Genomic DNA, 19,902 nt, shown 5'->3' with positions numbered 1-19,902 from the left:
TGGCGCCACTGTCCCCCGGCCCGGCCCCGCCCCCTAGCGGTACCGCCACACCGCGGCCGAAACTCCATCACGACCGGAGAGACGCTTCTATACTTCCGTCATGGATCGCACAGACCGGCGGATCGTTCAATGCCTGCTGCGCGACGGGCGGGCGTCCTTCCGGCGTATCGCCGAGGTGGCCGAGGTCTCCGAGCAGACCGTGGCCCGCCGCTATCGCGCACTGGTCGCCGACGGGACCGTCCGCGTGCGCGGCCTGCCCCGCCACGCGCTGCCCGGCGACCAGACCTGGTTCGTCCGGGTCCGGTGCCGTCCCGACGCCACCGATGCCCTGGCCGATGCTCTCGCCGCCCGCGAGGACACCTCCTACGTCAGCGTCACCTCCGGCGGCTCCGAGATCGTGTGCCAGGCCCACACCGGCCTGCGCCGGCAGCACGGATCAGTGCTGCAACGCCTGCCACGCACCGCCAAGGTCCTGGGCTTCGACGCCTGTGCGGTGATGCACATGTACCTGGGCAGCGGCTCCAAATGGCTCGCCTTCGACGACCCCCTCACCGACGGCCAGGCGGCTCTGCTCGACGCCTCCGGCCGCCAGCTGCGCGCCACCGTCGGGGAAGCGGTCCAGGAAGTCCGGGACGCGGGAATGCCGGACGGGCAGGACGACGCGCTGCTGGCCGAACTCGCCCGCGACGGGCGTGCCGGAGTGGTCGAACTCGCCCGCGCCTGCGGCTGGTCCAAGTCCCGGGTCTCCGCGCGCCTGGAGGAACTCCTCGCGGCAGGGGCCCTGCGCATCGCCGTGGACCTGGCCTACCCGCGCTTCGGCTTCCACTCCCCCGCCTACCTGTGGCTCACCGTCGCCCCGGGCGGGCTGAGCGCCACCGGCGAGATCCTCTCCGCCCATCCCGAGACCACCTTCGCCGCCGCTGTCACCGGGTCCGCCAACCTCCTGGTGACCGTCACCTGCCGCACCATGGACGACCTCTACTCCTACGTCACCACCAAGGTCGGCGCCCTCGACGCCGTGCGCCAGGTCGACGTCGTCCCCGTGCTGCGCCGCGTCAAGCAGGCGGGCACCCGGCTCCACGACGGCCGCCTCGTGCCGGCCTGACCGGTAGCCGGCGAAGCCCCGGTATGCGGCGAAGCCCTGGTATGCGGCGAAGCCGTCGGCTCAGGTGCGCGTGACGTTGCCGACGGCGGTACGCAGGTCCTCTTCCCCGGCGAGCAGCGCGGGCAGCGGGGTTGCGCCGGCGGGGTCGAGCGAGTCGAAGAGCAGGGCGACGAAGCGGGCGCGCAGCGAGGGCGCGGTTCCGGGGAGGGCCAGCCCGGCGACGGCCATGACGAGGAAGTGCGGGATGTCCTCGGCGGTGAGGTCGGGGCGGATCTCCCCGGCCTGCTGACCGCGCACCAGGAGCGGGTGGAGCGAGGCGCTGAAGTGCTGGAGGACGTCCACCGCCACGTCGGCGAAGTTGCTGGCGAAGGTGACCAGGCCCCGTTCCTCGGTGATCAGGTCGAGCAGCCGCGTGGCGACGTCCTGGAGCGCCCGGCGCGTGTCGGGAGCGTCGGCGGCACCGTCGATCAGCGGGAGCAGGTCGGTTTCGAGGATGTCGTTCAGGACGGCCCGTACGACGGCTTCGCGGTTCGGGAAATGCCGGTAGAGCGTGGCGATGCCCACGCCGGCCTCGGCCGCGATCTGCTCCAGCGAGCCCTCGCCCCTGCCGAGCACCGCGCGTCCGGCGGCGGTGATGCGCTCCACGCTGGAGCGGGCGTCGACCCGACGCCGGGGAGCGCGGTCGTTGGTGCTTGCCATGCGTGACTCTTCCCTGTCCTGCGACTGAGGCCGTCTCTCCAGCGGCGATAGCATCCTATCGTAGTGATAGTTGACTATCGCTTTGGTAGTACCCTCTCATTTCGTGGCGCGGTCCGGTCCTCGGGGCCGCCGGACAAAAGGGGAGAACTGTGTCCGTTCTGCTGTACCGGCTGGGAAGGTTCGCCTACGGCAAGCCGTGGTACGTCATCGGCGGTTGGCTGGCCGTGCTGGCCGCGGTCGTGGCCATGCTCGTGACCAACCCGGTCAGGCTCAGCAACGAGGTGCGCATCGACGGCACCCCGTCCCAGCAGGTCATCGACGACCTGGCCACGTCCCTGCCGGAGGCGTCCGGCGGCCAGGGCATGCTGCTCTTCAAGGCTCCGGCCGGCGCCCGGATCGAGGACGCGCGGGTCCGGTCCGCCCTGCTGGCGGCGGTGAACGCCGTCTACCGCCACGACCACGTCATCGACGCCCGGAAGGCCCTGGCCGCGGAAGCCGCCAAGGGCCGGAGCAGCCTGCTGGTGCGGGCCCAGGCCGCGGTGGCCCAGGCCTCCGGAACGCCGTCCTCCAGCAGGTCACCCGTCCCCTTGCAGTCGGAAGGCCGGCCGGTGCCGGGCGTGATCGTCTCCGCCGACGGCTCGACGGCGCTGCTGCAGTTCCAGTTCGACCAGCAGACCTACGAACTTCCCTCGGGCACGATCGACGGCACCATCAGGGCCGCCGAGCGGCAGGCCGCACGCGGCGGTCTGGAGGTGCTGCCGTCGGCGTCGATGCTGGAGATACCCGAGATCGCCGGCGTCGGGGAGATCGTCGGCGTCAGCGTCGCGGCCGTCGTCCTGCTGGTCACCCTCGGGTCGGTCGTCGCGGCCGGTCTGCCCCTGGTCATCGCCCTGGTCGGGGTCACCGTGGGAGTGGGCGGCGCGTTCACCCTCTCCACCGTGTTCGAGATCCACTCGCTCGCCGCGGTGCTGGCCCTGATGCTGGGCCTGGCCGTGGGCATCGACTACGCCCTGTTCATCGTCAACCGTGAGCGGCGGCTGATCCTGGACGACGGTCTGGACGCCCACGAGGCGACCGGCCGGGCCGTCGGGACCGCCGGGAGCGCCGTGTTCTTCGCCGGCACCACCGTCGTCATCGCCCTCGCCGGACTCCTGGTCATCGGAATCACCCTGCTCAGCACCATGGCCGTCGTCGCGGCCGCCACGGTCGCCGTCGCCGTGCTGCTCGCGCTGACCCTGCTGCCGGCGCTGCTGGGTCTGGTCGGGGAGCGGATCTGCCCCGCCCGGATCCGCCGCAGGACGCAGCGGCACGAATCCGCCGCCGACCGCGGACGCGCCACCCGCTGGGGAGCGCGCCTGGTCCGGTACAGGTACGCCGCCCTCACGGCCGCGGTCCTGGTCCCCGCGGTCCTGGCCGTGCCCGCCGCCGGCATGAAACTGGGCCTGCCCTCCGGCGCCAGCTACAACCCCGACACCGGACAGCGCCGCAGCTACGAGCTGACCGGCAAGGCGTACGGTCCCGGCTACAACGGCCCGCTCCTGATCGCCGTCGGCTCCGGCGTGAAGGGTCGGTCCCTCACTCCCGGGACCCTCGCGGCGGTCGCCTCCGACCTGCGCGGGGTGCGGGGCGCGACCTCGGTCTCCCTGGCCGGGATGAGCAGGACCGGCAGCACGGCCGTCCTCAGCCTGGTCCCCGCCGGCGGCCCGAACGACGACGCCACCAAAACCCTCGTCACCGCCGTACGGGCCGAAGGGGCACGGCTGAGCACGGCCTACGGTGTCACGGTGGGCGTCACGGGCTTCACCGCGCTCGCGATCGACGTCTCGGACCGGCTCGCCGACGTCCTGCCGCTCTACGTGGCGACCGTCCTCGGGCTCTCGCTGATCATCCTGCTCCTGGTGTTCCGCTCCCTCATGGTCCCGGTGACGGCCACCGTCGGCTTCCTGCTGACGATCGGCGCCACCTTCGGCCTGACCACGGCCGTCTTCCAGTGGGGCTGGCTGCAGAACCTCATCGGACTCGACGCCACGGCGCCGGTCGTGAGCCTGCTGCCCGTCATCATCACCGGCGTCCTCTACGGACTCGCGATGGACTACCAGATGTTCCTGGTGACCTCCATGCGCGAAGCACACGTCCACGGCGCCGACGCCCGCGACGCCACCGTCACCGGTTTCGCCCGCGCCAGCTCCGTCGTCCTGGCGGCGGCCACCATCATGGTCTCCGTCTTCGCCGGCTTCGTCTTCAACGCCCAGCCCATGATCAAACAGGCCGGCTTCGCGCTCGCCGCCGGCATCCTCATCGACGCCTTCGTCATCCGGATGACCCTCATCCCGGCCACCATGGCACTCGCCGGGGAGAAAGCCTGGTGGCTCCCCGCCCGGCTGGACCGCCTGCTGCCCGACCTGGACGTCGAGGGCGACAAGCTCGCCCAGCGGATCCCCCTGCCCCGCCCCGTGGCTGCCCGGCCGCCCGCCCCGGTCCAGCGGACCGAGACCTCGGGCTGACCGGCGGCACCGGTCGGTAGAGGCCCGCGTGACAGCGTGGGCCCCTACCGACCGGCAGCCGACAGCTCCGTCAGGGGAACCCGCCGGAACACGATCGATTCATACGCCGTCCGCGCACCCGTTTCGTACAGGATGCCGACCCTGTCGCCGTCGGCCTGTACGAGGTCCGAGTACCCGGCCTTGCGTGCGGACAAGGTCAGTGCCTTGGCGAAGGACCGCCCTCCGTCCGTACTGCTCCACAACGCCATCGCCGCGCGGTCGGTCGGTACGGAGGGCCCCGAGAACAGCAGGTCCCCGCTCTCCCCGGCGAGTTGCAGCACGCTGCCCTCCACCAAGGGCACGTCGTTCAGCGAACGCTGCTCCGCGTAGCCCCGGTCCAAGTCGGCGCCCCCGTCACTGGAGTAGGCGTCCAGGCGGTTCCCCGAACTCGTGCCCTTCTGGTTGCGGGCGTTGAAATACAGCCGTCCGTCGGGAAGTTGGGCCGCCGTCGACTCGTTGGCGTTGTACACGCCGTCGTAGGAGTCGTCGGCGAAGCCGAGGTGCCAGGACGTCCCCCCGTCGTCGCTGTAGATCGCGTGCGCGCCGTAGTACCTGGGTTCCTGGCCGGTGTCCGCCGATCCCGCGGGCGGGGCGGAAGAGTGGTTCGCCGGGACGACCAGCCGCCCCGCGTGCTCACCCCGTGTCAGCGCGACGGCGTGCCCCGGCCCGGTGGCGTACCAGCGCCAGCCGGGCCTCTTCACCGCCGACGTGATCTCCCGCGGGGCGGAGAAGGAGCGTCCGTCGTCCTCGCTGGTCTGCACGAAGACCCGCCGGCCCAGCGCGCCCGTGGCCTCGCCGCGCAGAATCTGCGCCTCGGTGACGTCACCGCTGTGGTAGGAGGTGACGAGCACGATGTTCCCGGTCCGGGGATCGACGACCGGGGACGGGTTGCCCCGGGTGTTCCCGTCGCCCGCTGCGACGACCTGCAACCGCCCCCAGGTGCAGCCGCCGTCCCACGACCTCCTGAGCACGACGTCGATGTCCCCGTGGTCCGCCCTGCCGTCGACCCGGCCTTCGGCGAAGGCGAGCAGGGTCCCGCCGCGGCTGCGGACGACGGCGGGTATGCGGTAACTGACATAGCCTCCGGCGCCCGAGACGTACGGAACGGAGGAGACGCAGCCTCGGCCCGGCCGGGCGTCCGCCCGGTCGGCCCCGTCCGCCCAGGGCCGGACGAGGACCACGAACGCGGCGATGCCGATCACGACGGCGCCGAGCACGGACGCACGACGGCTCGGGATGGGGCGGATCATTGCTCTCCAGGTCGGCGGGACGACCCAGCCGAACCTAGAGGCGCGGCCGTGACGCGGCAACACCTTTGTGGCGAACGGGAGATGAGGGAACGGGCGACGCGGCCGCAGCGGGCATCGACGCGACTCCCGGGCCACACCGTGGCGTTGAGCATGGCCGGTACCGACGACGCCGGAAACCGGCGGGAATCCGGCCCGGCGTGCGACCTCGGTACCGGCTCCCGTCCCGCCGGCCGGTTCGTGGGCACCTTCCCGGTCACGTGGTGGACCACTTGAGATGAACGGCGGTCTCGTGGAACCCCAGCGCGCGGTAGAAGCCGGCCGCTCTGCGGGTCGGCACGGTCACCTCGACGTCCTTCGCCTCCCGGGCCCTTGCCTGCGCGGCGCGGATCAGCGCGGCCCCCGTACCGCGGCCGCGCAGGGGTTCGGCCACGGTGAGTTCGAGCAGTTCGAGGACGGTCCCGCCGGCGAACAGCGTGGGCATGCGCACCGCGAGCAGGTACCCGATCACACACGAGTCCTCCTCGGCGACGAGGAACTCGGCGCCGCCCGCCGCGGCGGCCTCGACGACGCGGGGGAACGTGGCGTCGTCGAAGACTGCCCGGTCGGGCCGGTGGCTCGTGACGAACCCGCTCAGCAGACGGTAGATGTCATCGGCGTCCAGCGGCGTGGCGTCGCGGACGGCGGTCATGCGGGGCCCTCCGCCGGGACGGCGTTTGCGAGTTCCGCCGCGCCGGTCTCGATGCCGCTGCCGGGCCGACCGCTGCCGCAGCGGACACGTCCCACGCCGCCGGCCGTCTCCTCGCACACCGCCACCGCAGCCCGGTCCGCGGACACCGGGCGCGCCCCTCCCGGTCGCGTCCCCGCCCACGCCGGCCGCCCGGCACCGGCGGGAGACAGGTCGCCCCAGTGGATCCCGGCCGCGCGGACGCGTGCGCCGTACCGCAGCCGCGCATGGCCCGGCAGAGCCGCCGGCAGGGGACGGGCCTCGGGGGTGACGCATGCCGGCGCGCCGCGCGAGGCGCGGATCTCCGGTGGACCGACGGGTGGCAGAGCATTCACCTCGCCGAGATTACCTTGCGCGGAAAGGGAATTGACGGTGAATCAGACCGGTGTCCCCGTGGCGTCGCGACTGCGCCGGCGGAACTTCCGCGGAACGGACCCGGACGGCCGTGGCCGAGTGGGGGTGCGGCACGAGCGGGGGTACGGCAGTCGTCATCCGGCAGGAACCGCCCGGTTCCCAGTCGGCTTGACGCATGCCGATATAGGCATACGATGCTGTCATGGCACGAGCAGCGACGACGTCGGACGCGTTCAACGCGATCGCCGAGCCGCAGCGCCGGGACATCCTGGCGCTGCTGCGGGCGGGTGAGTGGCCGGTGACCGACCTGGCCCAGGAGCTGGGGATGAGCCAGCCGCGGGCCTCCAAGCACCTGCGGGTGCTCCGGGAGGTGGGGCTGGTGCGGGTCCGCGAGGCGGGCAAGCAGCGCCTCTACGGACTGGACGCCCGCGGGCTGCGGCCGGTCCACGAGTGGGTCGGCGGATTCGAGAGGTTCTGGAACGAGAGTTTCGACCGGCTGGACACCTACGTGCAGGACCTCAAGCAGACGCGGCAGGAGGGATGACCCATGGCAGGGACAGGGCAGGAGACGCGGGCGGAGGCGGCGACGGCCGACCGGGAGATCGTGATCTCCCGGGTCATCGACGCCCCCCGGGAGCTGGTGTTCGAGGCGTTCACCGAGGTCCGGCACCTGTCGCGGTGGTGGGGTCCGGAGGGGTTCAGCACCACCACGCGGTCCTTCGAGTTCCGCGAGGGCGGGGAGTGGGTCTTCGTGCTGCACGGGCCGGACGGCACCGACTACCCCGAGTGGATCCGCTGGACGCGCATCGTCCCGCCGGAGCTGATCGAGCTGCTGCACGGTGAGCACCGCGACGACCCGGATGCCTTCGAGTCGGCCCTGTCCTTCGCACCGGCCGGCGCGGCGACCCGGATCGTGATGCGCACGGTGTTCCCGACCAGGGAGCTGCGCGACGAGGCGGTCGAGAAGTACCACGCGGTCGAGGGCGGCCGGCAGACCCTGAGCAGCCTGGCGGCCTACGTCGCCGACCTCGCGGGCAGGGAGGTGGAGGGCTGATGGCCGGGAAGGTGTTCTTCAGCGTGTCGATGTCGCTGGACGGCTTCATCGCGCCCGAGCCCGTGCCCGCCCAGGACGAGCTGTTCACCCCCGGCAGACAGGGCGACCCGGACGTCCGGCGCTGGATGGCGCAGTGGACGGAGCTGCAGCAGTGGGTCTTCCCGCTGCGGTTCTTCCGGGAGAACCTGAAGCTGGGCGAGGGCGGCGAGGAGGGCCGCGACAACGACGTGGCGCGGGAGACCTTCGAGCGCACCGGCGCGAGCGTCATGGGCAGGCGCATGTTCGACCTGGGTGAGCGGTCATGGCCGGAGGAGGCGCCCTTCCACACCCCGGTCTTCGTCGTGACGCACACCGGGCGCGCCCCGTGGGAGCGGCCCGGCGGCACCACGTTCCACTTCGTCGACGACGGTATCGAGCACGCCCTCGACCGGGCCCGCCAGGCCGCCGGCGACCGCGACGTCCGCATCGCGGGCGGCGGCGCGACGATCCTGGAGTACCTGAACGCCGGCCTGGTCGACGAGTTCTCGATCACGCTGTCGCCGGTGCTCTTCGGCAGCGGCACCCGCCTGTTCGACGGCGTGGACGCGTCCGCCGTCGCGCTGGAGCCGGTCCGCTCGGAGCCGTCCTCGCGGGTGACCCACCTGACCTACGCCGTGCACCCGCGCTAGCCGGGAAGCCGCTCCACCCCGGCGGCCCGGTTCCCGTCGAAGCCGGCCGTCGGGCCCGCCGCGAGCCGGCTCGCGCGTTCCCGGGCGGATCACGGCTGGGGCAACGGCCGGGCCGGGCGCCGGATCGGTGGCGGGTCTCGGGACAATCATGGGCATGAGCGACCGAATGTCCGATGCCGAGAACCGGCTGTCCAGGATCGAGGGGCTGCTGGAGAGCGGCGAGCACGACGTGGTGCCCGCATGGCGCAGGGCCACGCAGGGCGAGCCGCGGTGGGCGGTGACCGCCGTGATCCTGGTCGCGGTCGTCCTCCAGTTGATGCTGCCGCACCGGCTCGCCTTCCAGCCGTACTGGGTCCTGCCGGTCCTGGAGGTGGTGCTGCTGGCCGGCGTCATCGCCGGCAACCCCCGGCGGGTCGAGCCCCGCACCCGGTGGCTGCGGCTGCTGGGACTGGTGCTGATGGGCGTGATCAGCCTGGCCAACGGCTGGTCGGCGGTGCGGCTGGTGGCGGGGCTCGTGAACGGCACCGAGGGCCGTGACGCCGGGCCGCTGCTGCTGACCGGCGGGGGCATCTGGCTGACGAACGTGATCGTGTTCGCTCTCTGGTACTGGGAGTGGGACCGCGGCGGACCGATGGCCCGGGTCCTCGGCCGGCACCAGTACGCGGACTTCCTCTTCGTGCAGATGCAGAGCCCGGAGACCGCACCGCAGGACTGGGAACCGGGCTTCCTCGACTACCTGTACCTGTCCTTCACCAACTCCACCGCGTTCAGCCCGACCGACGTGATGCCGTTGTCGCACTGGGCCAAGATGCTGATGATGCTGCAGTCCTCGGTCTCCCTGGTGACGGTGGTCCTGGTGGTGGCACGGGCCGTCAACATCCTGCAGTGACGGCGGTGACGGCACCGGCGGCCGGGCTGGCTTAGGTTCGTCTCCATGAGCGAAGACTCCCTGCGCCTGGTCACGGTCGAGCGCACCGGCACCGGCCGTTTCACCGCCACCAACGCCCGCGGCGGCACGATCTCCTTCGGCACCGGCGACGGCGCCGAATTCACCCCGGTCGAGCTGCTGCTCGCCGCGATCGGGGGCTGTACGGCGGCGGACGTCGACGTGTCCACGAGCCGTCACGTGGAGCCGGCCACGTTCACCGTCACCGTCAGCGGCCACAAGGTGGGCGACGAGCACGGCAACCGGATGACGGACCTCGCGGTCGCCTTCTCCGTCGCCTTCCCGGAGGGCGCGGCCGGCGACCGCGCCCGCGCGATCCTGCCCCGGGCGGTCGCCGTCTCCCACGACCGGCTGTGCACGGTCAGCCGCACGGTCGAGGCGGGGACCCCGGTCGCCGTGTCGGTCGGGGGATGACACCGCATGGGGCGAACTGTCACCGGCTGATGGCCAAGGGGTTACCGTTCGCATCAACTCTCTTTCCAGCAGGCCCAGTTGACACCGGATGGCGCTAGCGTTCGAACTGCGGCCCCCACCAGAGGGCCGTAGGGCGGTCTGCTGGGGTGAACGTGGTGGAACGGGGAGCGGCCCTGTCCGCGGCGGCGGTGGCACTGCTGCTCGCGGGCTGCACGAACGGCGGGCACGGCGACGACAGGGCGACACCGAAGGACACGGCGGGCACGACGGCCGGGGGGAGTCCGAGCGCCTCGGGGGGCGCGAGTGCCTCCCCGTCTGCGTCGAGCGAGCCGTACACCCTGGCCGAGGCCGTCGCACCGAAGACACGGGCCGAGGCCGTGGCGTTCGTCCGCGAGCTCACCGTGCAGCCCGACTACTTCGGCACCGGGTACCGCAGACGCGACCCGTACGAACTGGGTCCGACCAGCTGGGCCGTGCTCGGCGAGGACTGCCTGTGGCGCCGCGAGGCGCTGCCGTCCACCGTGCTGGCCAGTCTGACCAGAATGTTCGTCCGGCCGGGCACCGACGGCAAGGGCGCGGTGTACGTGTCCCTCACCGTCACCGTGCACGTCTCGACGCGCCAGGCCCGCCGGGACATGGCGTCCTCGCTGAACGAGCCGCTGCGCTGCCCGCAGGAGCGGCTCAACGCGACCGACACCGTGCAGGACATGGCCTCACGCGGCGACCCGTTCGGCGAGCAGCGCAACGCCACCACCGACGACGACCTCACCGAGTTCGGCGAGTACGTCGTCGACGGCGACGCGAAGCCGCGCGGTTTCGACTGGTACAAGCACCGGCTCGGCCCGGTGACCGTGGCCGCGACCGTGCGGCACGCCGCCGGCGAGAGCGAACAGGAGCAGACGTCCCTCAGCGAGGCCGCGCTGTCGGGGGTCGGCTACGTGACGGCGAGCGTGGACAACTACGGCCGGAACCGGGCCTCCGCCACCCCGTCCGGCACCGCGTCCGCCGAGGTGAAGGGAGCGGGCGATGAGTGAGGCGCTGCGGCCGTCCGACCCGTCGGCGATCGGGGGCTTCCGGCTGCTGAGACGGCTCGGCACCGGCGGTATGGGCGTGGTCTACCTGGGCCGCTCCGAGACGGGTGCGCTGGCCGCCGTGAAGGTGATCCGGGCCGGGAGCGGCGCCGACGACGGCTTCCGGGCCCGGTTCGCGCGGGAGGCGGAGCTGGCGGCCCGGGTCGACAACCCCTGGGTGGTACCGGTGCTCGGCGCGGATGCCACGGCCCGCGAACCATGGCTGGCGACCGGCTTCGTGGCGGGTCCCTCGCTCGCGGAGGCGGTCGCCGCACACGGACCGCTGCCGGTGGCCGCCGTACGCGTACTGGGCTCGCTGCTCGGCGAGGCGCTGGCCGCCGTGCACGCGGCGGGACTGGTCCACCGGGACGTGAAGCCGGGCAATGTGCTGCTCGCCGTCGACGGCCCGCGGCTGATCGACTTCGGCATCGCGCGGGCGGCCGACGACACCGCCCTGACCGCCTCCGGCATGGTGGTCGGCACCCCGGGCTTCCTCGCCCCCGAGCAGGCGCGCGGCGAAGGGGCCACCGCGGCGAGCGACGTCTTCGCGCTGGGCTGTGTGCTGGCGTACGCGAGCACGGGCCGCCCGCCGTTCGGCACCGGCGCCCCGGACGCGCTGCTCTACCGGACCGTGCACGACGAGCCCGGCCTCGACGGCGTCACCGGCGAACTCCGCGCGGCACTGGACGCCTGCCTCGCCAAGGACCCCGGCGAGCGGCCGGACGCCGACGGACTGCGGGTGCGACTGCGGCCGGCCCGGGACCCGCGGGTGGGGCCGGTCGCCGACGCGGCTCAGCCGCCGTCGGCCTGGCTGCCGGACCCGGTCGCCCGCATGGTGGCGGCCCGCTCGGCGGAGAGCCTCGCCCTGCCGGACATCGAACCCACGGTGGTCGACGACCCCGGCACCGGACAGCCGGCCCGCCAGGCCCGGCGGCGACTGCTGCTGGCCGGGGGCGCGCTGCTGCTGGCGGGCGGCGGTACCGGGGCGGCGCTCTGGGCGGCCGGCCGCGACGACGGTCCGGGACGGAAGACGCCGGCCCGGCCGTCGTACGTGCTCGGTGTGCAGGTGACGAGGAGCGGGGCGGCCGCGCCCCTGGCGCGGGCCTGTGAACGGGCCGCGCGGCTGGCCGTCGCCCAGCACAACGCGACCGCGGGCCGCGCCTTCGACCTGGGCGTACGGGTCGTCGACGACCACGGCACCCTCGCCGGGGCCACCTCGGCCGCCCACGAACTGGCCGCGGACCGCGCCGTCGTGGCCGTGCTCGGCCCGGTCACCGAGCTGACGCTGCTGGCGGCCTCACGCGTCTACGCGTCGGCCAAGCTCACCCATGTCACCAGCACCACCGGGCAGAACGACTACTTCGTCTGGTCGCCGACGGTCACCTTCCAGACCGGGGCGGGTGACCAGGCGTCGGGCACCGCGATCGCCCTGCACGCGCTGGCGAGCGGACTGACCGCCCCGGCGGGCATCGTCATCGACCGCTCCGGGGGCTCCGTCGAGTACAACCAGGGCGGTCTCCTCGTCACCCAGTGGCGGCATCTCGGCGCCCAGGTGGTCCCGGACGTCGTCGCCGAGGACACCGACGACGCCCCGGCGGCGGTGGCCTCCGTCCTCGCCCGCGGTGTCCGCGACTTCGTGTACCTGGGCCCGCTGGACGCGACGGTCCGGGCGGCGCGGCAGCTGTCCGCGGCGGGCTTCACCGGACCGCGCTGGATGTCCCATCTGCTGTACGGCTCCGAGTTCCCGAAGCTCGCGGGGGCGGCGGGCGAGGGCTGGTTCGTGGTGACGCCCGCCGTCGACGCGAGCGCCCTGAGGACCAAGGCGGCCGAGCAGTTCACGGCGGCCTGGCGGAAGCGGTACGGCGGTGTCCCCGACCCGTACGGCGCCGAGGCGTACGACAGTGTCCTGATGGTGCTGCGCGAGTTCGCCCGGACCGTACCGTCCGGCGGTGGCCGCCCCAACCGGCTCGCGCTCGCCCTGCGCCTCCACAAGGCCACCTACCAGGGCATCGCGCGCACCTACACCTTCAACACCTACAACCAGTTCAACATCGACGTGCGGACCATGGGCCCCGAGACCTATGTCCACCAGGTGCACGACGGGCGGTTCCGGCAGGTCGGGCCGGTCATGGCCAAGCAGACGAAGGGGTAGCGGACTTGGAGCGGCTCCAGGCCGCCGACCCCTCGTCCGTCGGCGGCCACCGGCTGGTGGGCCGGCTCGGGGCCGGCGGCATGGGCGTGGTGTACCTGGCCCGGTCGCCGCACGGTGCCTGGGTCGCGCTGAAGGTGATCCGCGAGGAGTACGCGGGCGACCCCGGCTTCCGGGCCCGGTTCCGCCGGGAGACGGAGCTGGCGTCCCGGCTCACCAGCCGCTGGACGGTACCCGTGCTCACGGCCGACGCGGATGCCCGCGCGCCCTGGCTGGCCACCGCCTACGTGCCCGGTCTGCCGCTGTCCGAGGCCCTCGCGCTGCACGGCCCGTGGCCCGCCGACCGGCTCCGGACCCTCGGCGCCGCGCTCGCCGCGGCCCTGGACGACGTGCACCGGGCCGGTCTCGTCCACCGTGACGTGAAACCGGCGAACGTCCTGCTCGCCGCCGACGGACCGCGCCTGATCGACTTCGGGATCGCCCGCGCCGTGGGCGCGACGGCGCTCACCACGGACGGCTCGGTCATCGGCTCCCCCGGCTATCTGTCACCGGAACAGGCCCGCGGCGGGACCGTGGGGCCGCCCAGCGACGTCTTCTCGCTGGGCTGCGTACTCGCCCACACCGCCACCGGACGGCCGCCGTTCGGCACCGGGGGCGCGGCGGCCGTCCTGTACCGGACGGTGCGCGAGGACCCGGACCTGGACGGCCTGCCGGAGGACCTCGCACCGACCCTGCGCGCCTGCCTGGCGAAGAGACCGGGCGACCGGCCCACGGTGCCTCAACTACGCTTCTTCTTCGGCGAGTTCAGTCCGGAGTCGTGGCTGCCCGCGGGCCTGCCGGCGCTGGTCGCGGACCGTGCCGCGCGCGTCCTGGACCTGCCGGTGCCCGAGCCCACCACGCTCTCCGAGGCGCCCTTCGGCGGCACCCCGGCACGACGGGGGCTGCTGATCGCGTCGGCGGCGGCCGGCGTCGCCGCGGTGGGCGGCGTCGGCGCCTGGTGGCGCTGGGGGCGGCCCGGGACGCCCGGGGCCGGCAGGAGCCCGCTGCCGACCCGTGCGATCGCGCTGCTCGGCGACCTGTCCACCGCCGTCGTCCAGGCCCAGGCGCGCGGTGCCCGGGTGGCGGTCGACGAACACAACGCCCGTTCCGGCCGGGCCTTCGACCTGACCCTGCGGACGGCCGACGACCAGGGCACCGCGGCCGGTTCCGCCGCCGCGGCCGCCCGCCTCGTCGCCGCCCGCGAGGTGTACGCGGTGATCGGCGCCGGCACCAACACGGCCGTGCCCGCCGCCGTGCCGGTGTGCACCGAGGCCGGGCTCTGCCTGCTGATCACCCGCGCCGACACGAACGCGCTCGACGTCACGAACGTCACCAGCTCCCTGATCCTGCGCTCCACCCGCACCCCGGGGCCCGGCTCCGTCCTGAGGTACCTCAACCGGGTGGCACGGCCGGCCCGCACCGTCGTCGTGCACGACCTCACCGACGCCGACGAGGGCGAGGCCACCGTCCGGGGCGCCACCGTGTACGGGAACGTGACGGTGGGAACCGTCGAGGTGGCCGAGGTCGCCAAGGGGGCCGCCTTCACCGACGTGGCCCACGGCCTCGCCGCCCGCCCGGACACGGCCGTCCTCTTCGCGGGCGGCCTCCCGGCCCGCGCCGCCGCCTGCGCCCGGGCCCTCACCGACGCCGGGCACCGCGGATTCCGCGGCGGCGACGAGCACATCCTCGGCACGCCGTTCCTGAAGGCGGGCGGCGGCTGGTGGATCAGCACGGGGTACTGCGACGCGGCCACCGACCCGAAGACCCGGGCGTTCGCCGCCGCCTACCGCAGCCGCTACCGCACGGCTCCGCCGCCGTGGGCGGCCGAGGCGTACGACGGCGTCGGCTTCGCCGCCCAGGGCCTCGCCGCGCCCGGCTCCGACCAACGTGAGTCGCTGCGCGCGGAGTTGCTGCGCAAGCCCTGGCAGGGCATCACCCGCCGGTACAGCTACGAGAGCCAGGTCCAGTACCTGGAGACCGGCCAGGACGGCGGGTGGTTCCTCTACCGCGTCGAGGACGGCAGGGCCCGGTTCGTGGCCCGGTACGACGACATCGGGAAGAAGACGGCGTAGACGTCCGGAGCGGCCGCGAGCCAGGGCGTCCGGGGCAGCCGCCGGTCTAGAGGTCGTCCGCCGCGCCCAGGCCGGTCAGCGCGCCCACCGGGTCCAGGTCGGGGGTGCCTCTGGGCCACCAGTCGTCGTGGCCCGGCTCCGACTCGTAGGCGTACCACAGGCCGTCGCGGCCGAAGCGGAGCTGGAGATGGCCGCCGGGGTGGGTGAGGTGGTTGCGCCACGGCCGGAAGGCCGGGAGGTCGGCGGCGAGCAGCAGCGGCCGGGCCCGGTCGAAGCGGCCGGCCGGCGGGTCCCAGGGCTCCTCCAGCACGGCCAGCCCCTCGGGGCCGCCCTGCCGCCAGGCGGCGACCGCGCGCGCCAGGTCGCCCGGGGTGCGGCCGACGGCGTCGGCGAGGGTGGCGTAGAGGGCGCGGGTGGAGGCGGTGAGGCCGGAACCGGGGCGGGCCGCGGCGAGCCGCACCGCGTCCTGCCAGAGGGTCAGGCCGCCGACCGGGTCGTGTCCGGTGGCGAGCAGGGCGTGGGCGCGGGCCGCCGCGTCGGTGGCCAGCTGGTCCAGCGCGAACGGGTCCGGGCCGCCGGGCACCCCCGGATACACCGGGGGCTGCTCGGGGTGGGCCGGAACCGGCAACGGGGGCGGCAGCGGGGGCAGTCGGCGCGCGGCGAGGGCCTCGGTGGCCCGGACGCCCGGCAGTGCGGCCGGGCGCCGCTCCCGGGCCGCGCGGGCGGCGTTGCGCCGGGACAGCGCGTCCAGCACCTCGCGCTCCCCGCGGCCGCGCAGCAGGAGCAGCACGAACGGGTCGGCGTCCAGCAGCCGCGCGGTCTGGTAGCAGAGGGCGGCCGCGTGCTTGCAGGGGTGGCCGAAGTCCGGGCAGCTGCACCGGGGTTCGAGTTCACCGGGCCCTGGCAGCAGCGCGATCCCGCTGTCCGCGAGGGTCTGCGGCAGCTCCTTGTCGAGCAGCGCGGCGATGTCGGCGGGCCGGTCGGCGGCGGCCTCCAGCAGCCGCTCCCACTCGTCCTCGCCGAAGGTCCGCAGCCGCAGCTGCACGCGGTACGGCCGGGGCCGGCTCCCCTGCACGTACGCCAGGACCAGCCCCGGGGTCACGGTGATGGCGTCCACGTGCCCGCGCTCGGCGTAGCCCCGGCCGCGCGCGAGCCGCTTCGCGTCCAGCGCGCCCTCCTCCAGCGCCCGCACCCAGGCGTTGCCCCACCAGGTCTCGGCGAAGCCGGAAGCTGCGGCGGACGCGCGGGACGGGAGGGAGGGGAAGGTGCGGCGGAGTTCGGTGTCGCGGTGGGGGGTGGCCATGGTGCGCGGGAGGTGAGGGGTGGCGGTGGGTGCGGGAGCCGGGAGATCCGGCTCCGGCTCCGGCTCCAGGTGGTCGGTGACGGCCACGGCGGCGGGCTCTGGCACGGGCTCGGGGTCGGGGGTTTCCGGCTCTGCCTGGTCGCTGGGCATCCGGAACGCGGTCGTCAGGAACTGCTTCAGGTCACGGGCGGTGCGGCCGCGAGCCGCGGACTCCGGGCCCGGGGCCTGCGAGGGCGAAGGCGCGGGCAGCCGTCGTACCGCACGGGCCGGGGGCCGCTCCGGGGCCTCCGTCGCCGCGGCCTCCTCGGCCCGCCTCGCCTCCGCGCGCGCCGCCCGCAGCGCCGCCCGCGCGACGTCACCGGGACGGCTGCCCGGCGGTACGGCGGCAACGGCGCCGGTACCGGTGCCGGGCTGCTCGGTCCGGTCGGTACCGGCGTCGGGCTCGCCCTCGGGCTCGGCGTCCCGCTGCTCCGCCTCCTTCGCGGCGGCGGCCCCCCGCAGCGCCAGGCGCGCGGCGTCCCCCGGCCGCCGCACCCGCTCCGTCCGCTCCCCCGGCGCCTCGCCCGAGCCGGCCGCCGTACCTTCCTGGCCGTCCGGGACGGTCCCGTCGTCCCCGGGCTCCGCCCCGTGCCCGCGCGCCGCCCGCAACGCACGCCGTGCCGCGTCCCCCGGCCGCTGCTCGCCCGCGCCGCTCATGACGCCCTCCGCAACGACACCAGGTCGGACAGCTCGCGGTCCGTCAGCTCGGTCAGGGCGGCCTCGCCGGAGCCGAGGATCGCGTCGGCGAGGGCCCGCTTCGCCTCCAGCATCTCGGCGATGCGGTCCTCGACGGTGCCCTCGGTGACCAGGCGGTGCACCTGGACCGGCTGGGTCTGCCCGATGCGGTAGGCGCGGTCGGTGGCCTGCTCCTCCACCGCCGGGTTCCACCAGCGGTCGAAGTGGACGACATGACCGGCCCGGGTGAGGTTGAGGCCGGTGCCTGCGGCCTTCAGGGACAGCACGAGGACCGGGGTCGCGCCGCTCTGGAAGCGGTCCACCATGCGCTCCCGCTCCGGCACCGGGGTGCCGCCGTGCAGCAGGTCGACCGGGACCGCGCGGGCCTGGAGATGCGCGGTGATCATGCGGGCCATGCCGACGTACTGGGTGAAGACGAGCACCGAACCGTCCTCGGCGAGCACGGTGTCCAGCAGCTCGTCGAGCAGGGTGAGTTTGCCGGAGCGGACGGCCAGGCCCTCGATGCGGGACTTTTCCTTGAGATACAGCCCGGGGTGGTCGCAGATCTGCTTCAGGGCGCCGAGGAGCTTGAGCACCAGGCCGCGGCGCGCGATGCCGTCCGCCGTCTCGATGGCGAGCAGCGACTCGCGCACCACCGCCTCGTACAGCGCGGCCTGTTCGCGGGTGAGCGGGACGGGGTGGTCGGTCTCCGTCTTCGGCGGAAGCTCGGGGACGATCCCGGGGTCGGACTTCTTGCGGCGCAGGAGGAACGGGCGGACCAGCCGGGCCAGCCGGGTCACCGCTTCCTGGTCCTCGCCGTTCTCGACGGCCCGCGCGTGCCGGGCGCGGAAGGACTTGAGGGGGCCGAGGAGTCCGGGGGTGGTCCAGTCGAGGAGGGCCCAGAGTTCGGAGAGGTTGTTCTCCACGGGGGTGCCGGTGAGGGCCACCCGCGCGGGGGTCGGAATGGTGCGCAGGGCCTTGGCGGTGGCCGAGTAGGGGTTCTTGACGTGCTGTGCCTCGTCGGCGACGACCATGCCCCAGGGCTGCTCGGCGAACCTGGCCGCGGTGGCGCGCATGGTGCCGTACGTGGTGAGGACGAAGCCGCCGTCGAGGCCGTCCAGGGTGCGGTCGGGGCCGTGGAAGCGGCGGACCGGGACGCCGGGCGCGAACCGGGCGATCTCGCGCTGCCAGTTGCCGAGCAGCGAGGCCGGGCAGACCACCAGGGTCGGTTCGGTGCGGGCCCGCTTGAGGTGCAGGGCGATGACGGTGATCGTCTTGCCGAGGCCCATGTCGTCGGCGAGGCAGCCGCCGAGGCCGAGGGAGGTCATCAGGTCGAGCCAGGCCAGGCCGCGGAGCTGGTAGTCGCGCAGGGTGGCGTGCAGGCCGGCGGGCGGTTCGGCCGGGCGGATGCCGGCGGTGAGGCGGTCGCGCAGGGCCGCGAGGAGGCCGACGGGGACCGCCTCGACGGTCTCGCCGTCCACCTCGGCCTCGCCGGTGAGTGCCACGGAGAGCGCGTCGACGGGGTCGAGCAGGCCCAGTTCGCGCCTGCGGGCCTTGCGGACGAGGGCGGGGTCGACGAGCACCCAGCGGTCCCGCAGCCGTACGACCGGGCGGTGGGCCTCGGCGAGGGCGTCCATCTCGGCGTCGCTGAGCGGGTCGCCGCCGAGGGCCAGCTGCCAGCGGAACTGGAGCAGTTCCTCGCTCTCGAAGAAGCCGGTGCCGTCGGTGGCCGAGCCGGGCGCGGGCCGGACCACGGCGGCCGCGGTCAGGTCCTGGGCCAGGTCCCGGGGCCAGTGCACGGCGACCCCGGCCGCCGCGAGCCTGGTCGCCGCCACCCCGAGCAGCTCCCCCAGCTCCTCCTCGGACAGGGCCAGTACGTCCGGTACGTCCTGCTCGGCCAGGCGGTCCAGCGGCGGCCACACCCGCGCGGCCCGGCGCACGGCCAGCGCCGCGTCCACGCGCGCGCGGGGGCCGAAGGCGGCGTCGGAGGCCCCCGACCACAGCGCCGCCGCGTCGGTCACCAGGGTGGGGTCGGCCAGGCTGTGCACCTGGACGATCGCGGCGCCCGCGCGGCGCGCGTCCTCGCCGTCGTCGAACAGGTCGTACGCCGACAGGTCCAGGCGCAGCGAGATCCGCACGCCCGCGTCCATGCCCGCCGCGACCTCCGCGGCCCACTCCTGGGCGTCCGGCAGCCGCTGGGCCTCGCGGGCGGCGAAGGGCCTGCCCACGGTGTGCGGGGCGGCCGGGGTGCGGGGCAGGGTGTCGGCGACCGCGTCCAGGAAGGAGCGGACCAGTGCCTCCGGCTCGGGCAGCAGGAGCGGGCCGGGGCCGGGCAGCGGGACGGCGTGGCCTTCGGCGGGCAGCGCGGCGGCCACCGCGCGCAGGTGGGCGATGTCGGCGGGCTCCAGCGGGCCGGCCCGCCAGGCGTCGTGACCGGCCGGGGTGAGGCCGGGCAGCAGCCGGCCGCGGGCGGCGAGCCGCAGCGCGTGCAGGGCGGCCGCGCCCCAGCAGGCGGTGGCGGGATGGGCGGCCGGGTCGCGGCGGGCCCGGACGAGCAGCGGGAGGGCCGCGGCGAGCGGCAGGCTGAGCGCGGGCACCTGCCGGCGGCGGACACCGGCGGCGCCGTGCCGTCGTACGACCGTCAGCTCCTCGGTCGCGGCGGCGGGCAGCGGGTCGCCTTCGGGGTCCCAGAAGGCGATGCGGCCGTGGCGGGGGAGGTCGGCGGGCAGGTAGACCGCCGCCAGGCGCACCGGGACGTCCGCGCCGGCCTCGGCCGTCGTGCCGCTCATACGTTCTGC

15 protein-coding genes are annotated in these 19,902 nt (G+C 74.5%); 10 read left to right on the top strand and 5 right to left on the bottom strand.

All coding sequences use genetic code 11. The features are described 5' to 3' along the window. Positions 1–100 precede the first annotated feature (100 nt). A complete protein-coding gene (locus tag ACFZB3_RS02415; RefSeq protein WP_391368385.1) occupies positions 101–1,105 on the top strand; it encodes an AsnC family transcriptional regulator in 1,005 nt (334 codons plus the stop codon). Positions 1,106–1,165: 60 nt separating this feature from the next. Here the strand turns inward: ACFZB3_RS02415 and ACFZB3_RS02410 are convergent, their stop codons facing one another. Continuing rightward, positions 1,166–1,804: a TetR family transcriptional regulator gene (locus ACFZB3_RS02410; protein ID WP_391368382.1), complete on the bottom strand. Its 639-nt coding sequence runs from the start codon at positions 1,802–1,804 to the stop codon at positions 1,166–1,168. 149 nt (positions 1,805–1,953) lie between these two features. On the opposite strand from ACFZB3_RS02410, the gene ACFZB3_RS02405 reads away from it, so the two are divergent. Further along, positions 1,954–4,308: an MMPL family transporter gene (locus ACFZB3_RS02405; RefSeq protein ID WP_391368379.1), complete on the top strand. Its 2,355-nt coding sequence runs from the start codon at positions 1,954–1,956 to the stop codon at positions 4,306–4,308. Positions 4,309–4,352: 44 nt separating this feature from the next. Here the strand turns inward: ACFZB3_RS02405 and ACFZB3_RS02400 are convergent, their stop codons facing one another. Together ACFZB3_RS02400 and ACFZB3_RS02395 are read right to left on the bottom strand one after the other, a co-directional pair. After that, positions 4,353–5,597, bottom strand: coding sequence for an exo-alpha-sialidase (locus ACFZB3_RS02400; protein ID WP_391368377.1), 1,245 nt, complete (start codon positions 5,595–5,597; stop codon positions 4,353–4,355). A gap of 253 nt (positions 5,598–5,850) precedes the next feature. Further along, positions 5,851–6,285 carry a GNAT family N-acetyltransferase gene (locus tag ACFZB3_RS02395; protein WP_391368374.1) on the bottom strand — a complete coding sequence of 145 codons (435 nt, stop codon included), beginning with the start codon at positions 6,283–6,285 and terminating at the stop codon, positions 5,851–5,853. A gap of 592 nt (positions 6,286–6,877) precedes the next feature. On the opposite strand from ACFZB3_RS02395, the gene ACFZB3_RS02390 reads away from it, so the two are divergent. From ACFZB3_RS02390 to ACFZB3_RS02355, 8 genes are all read left to right on the top strand, one after another. Continuing rightward, complete coding sequence (locus tag ACFZB3_RS02390) at positions 6,878–7,219, top strand: metalloregulator ArsR/SmtB family transcription factor (protein ID WP_391368371.1); 342 nt, start codon at positions 6,878–6,880, stop codon at positions 7,217–7,219. Between the two features lie 3 nt (positions 7,220–7,222). Then, a complete protein-coding gene (locus ACFZB3_RS02385) occupies positions 7,223–7,729 on the top strand; it encodes an SRPBCC domain-containing protein (protein WP_391368368.1) in 507 nt (168 codons plus the stop codon). Further along, positions 7,729–8,397 carry a dihydrofolate reductase family protein gene (locus ACFZB3_RS02380; RefSeq protein ID WP_391368365.1) on the top strand — a complete coding sequence of 223 codons (669 nt, stop codon included), beginning with the start codon at positions 7,729–7,731 and terminating at the stop codon, positions 8,395–8,397. The genes ACFZB3_RS02385 and ACFZB3_RS02380 overlap by 1 nt, the downstream gene beginning before the upstream one ends. Positions 8,398–8,551: 154 nt before the next feature. Beyond that, positions 8,552–9,286: a hypothetical protein gene (locus ACFZB3_RS02375; RefSeq protein WP_391368362.1), complete on the top strand. Its 735-nt coding sequence runs from the start codon at positions 8,552–8,554 to the stop codon at positions 9,284–9,286. Between the two features lie 45 nt (positions 9,287–9,331). Then, complete coding sequence (locus ACFZB3_RS02370; protein WP_391368359.1) at positions 9,332–9,757, top strand: OsmC family protein; 426 nt, start codon at positions 9,332–9,334, stop codon at positions 9,755–9,757. A 155-nt stretch (positions 9,758–9,912) separates the two neighbouring features. Next, entirely contained in the window at positions 9,913–10,791 is an 879-nt protein-coding gene (locus tag ACFZB3_RS02365) for a hypothetical protein (protein WP_391368356.1), read from the top strand. Further along, complete coding sequence (locus tag ACFZB3_RS02360) at positions 10,784–12,979, top strand: ABC transporter substrate-binding protein (RefSeq protein ID WP_391368353.1); 2,196 nt, start codon at positions 10,784–10,786, stop codon at positions 12,977–12,979. The genes ACFZB3_RS02365 and ACFZB3_RS02360 overlap by 8 nt, the downstream gene beginning before the upstream one ends. A gap of 5 nt (positions 12,980–12,984) precedes the next feature. Further along, positions 12,985–15,087, top strand: a complete 2,103-nt coding sequence (locus ACFZB3_RS02355; RefSeq protein WP_391368351.1) for an ABC transporter substrate-binding protein — start codon at positions 12,985–12,987, stop codon at positions 15,085–15,087. Between the two features lie 46 nt (positions 15,088–15,133). Here the strand turns inward: ACFZB3_RS02355 and ACFZB3_RS02350 are convergent, their stop codons facing one another. Beyond that, positions 15,134–17,086, bottom strand: coding sequence for an SWIM zinc finger family protein (locus ACFZB3_RS02350; protein ID WP_391368349.1), 1,953 nt, complete (start codon positions 17,084–17,086; stop codon positions 15,134–15,136). Next, the gene (locus ACFZB3_RS02345; protein WP_391368346.1) at positions 17,083–19,893 is read right to left on the bottom strand and encodes an SNF2-related protein; all 2,811 of its coding nucleotides are present in this window, start codon (positions 19,891–19,893) and stop codon (positions 17,083–17,085) included. Before ACFZB3_RS02345 ends, ACFZB3_RS02350 begins: the two co-directional genes overlap by 4 nt. Between the last annotated feature and the right edge of the window lie 9 nt (positions 19,894–19,902).

It is taken from the genome of Streptomyces sp. NPDC008092 (genome assembly GCF_042957285.1).
Taxonomy (GTDB): domain Bacteria; phylum Actinomycetota; class Actinomycetes; order Streptomycetales; family Streptomycetaceae; genus Streptomyces.
This window is presented reverse-complemented; position numbering and strand designations above follow the sequence as displayed.

Bases quoted from the DNA above. Each gene is read 5' to 3' on its own strand.
- ACFZB3_RS02415 (WP_391368385.1), top strand. From the start codon at position 101: ATGGATCGCACAGACCGGCGGATCGTTCAATGCCTGCTGCGCGACGGG.
- ACFZB3_RS02410 (WP_391368382.1), bottom strand. From the start codon at position 1,804: ATGGCAAGCACCAACGACCGCGCTCCCCGGCGTCGGGTCGACGCCCGC.
- ACFZB3_RS02400 (WP_391368377.1), bottom strand. From the start codon at position 5,597: ATGATCCGCCCCATCCCGAGCCGTCGTGCGTCCGTGCTCGGCGCCGTC.
- ACFZB3_RS02395 (WP_391368374.1), bottom strand. From the start codon at position 6,285: ATGACCGCCGTCCGCGACGCCACGCCGCTGGACGCCGATGACATCTAC.
- ACFZB3_RS02390 (WP_391368371.1), top strand. From the start codon at position 6,878: ATGGCACGAGCAGCGACGACGTCGGACGCGTTCAACGCGATCGCCGAG.
- ACFZB3_RS02385 (WP_391368368.1), top strand. From the start codon at position 7,223: ATGGCAGGGACAGGGCAGGAGACGCGGGCGGAGGCGGCGACGGCCGAC.
- ACFZB3_RS02380 (WP_391368365.1), top strand. From the start codon at position 7,729: ATGGCCGGGAAGGTGTTCTTCAGCGTGTCGATGTCGCTGGACGGCTTC.
- ACFZB3_RS02375 (WP_391368362.1), top strand. From the start codon at position 8,552: ATGAGCGACCGAATGTCCGATGCCGAGAACCGGCTGTCCAGGATCGAG.
- ACFZB3_RS02370 (WP_391368359.1), top strand. From the start codon at position 9,332: ATGAGCGAAGACTCCCTGCGCCTGGTCACGGTCGAGCGCACCGGCACC.
- ACFZB3_RS02360 (WP_391368353.1), top strand. From the start codon at position 10,784: ATGAGTGAGGCGCTGCGGCCGTCCGACCCGTCGGCGATCGGGGGCTTC.
- ACFZB3_RS02350 (WP_391368349.1), bottom strand. From the start codon at position 17,086: ATGAGCGGCGCGGGCGAGCAGCGGCCGGGGGACGCGGCACGGCGTGCG.
- ACFZB3_RS02345 (WP_391368346.1), bottom strand. From the start codon at position 19,893: ATGAGCGGCACGACGGCCGAGGCCGGCGCGGACGTCCCGGTGCGCCTG.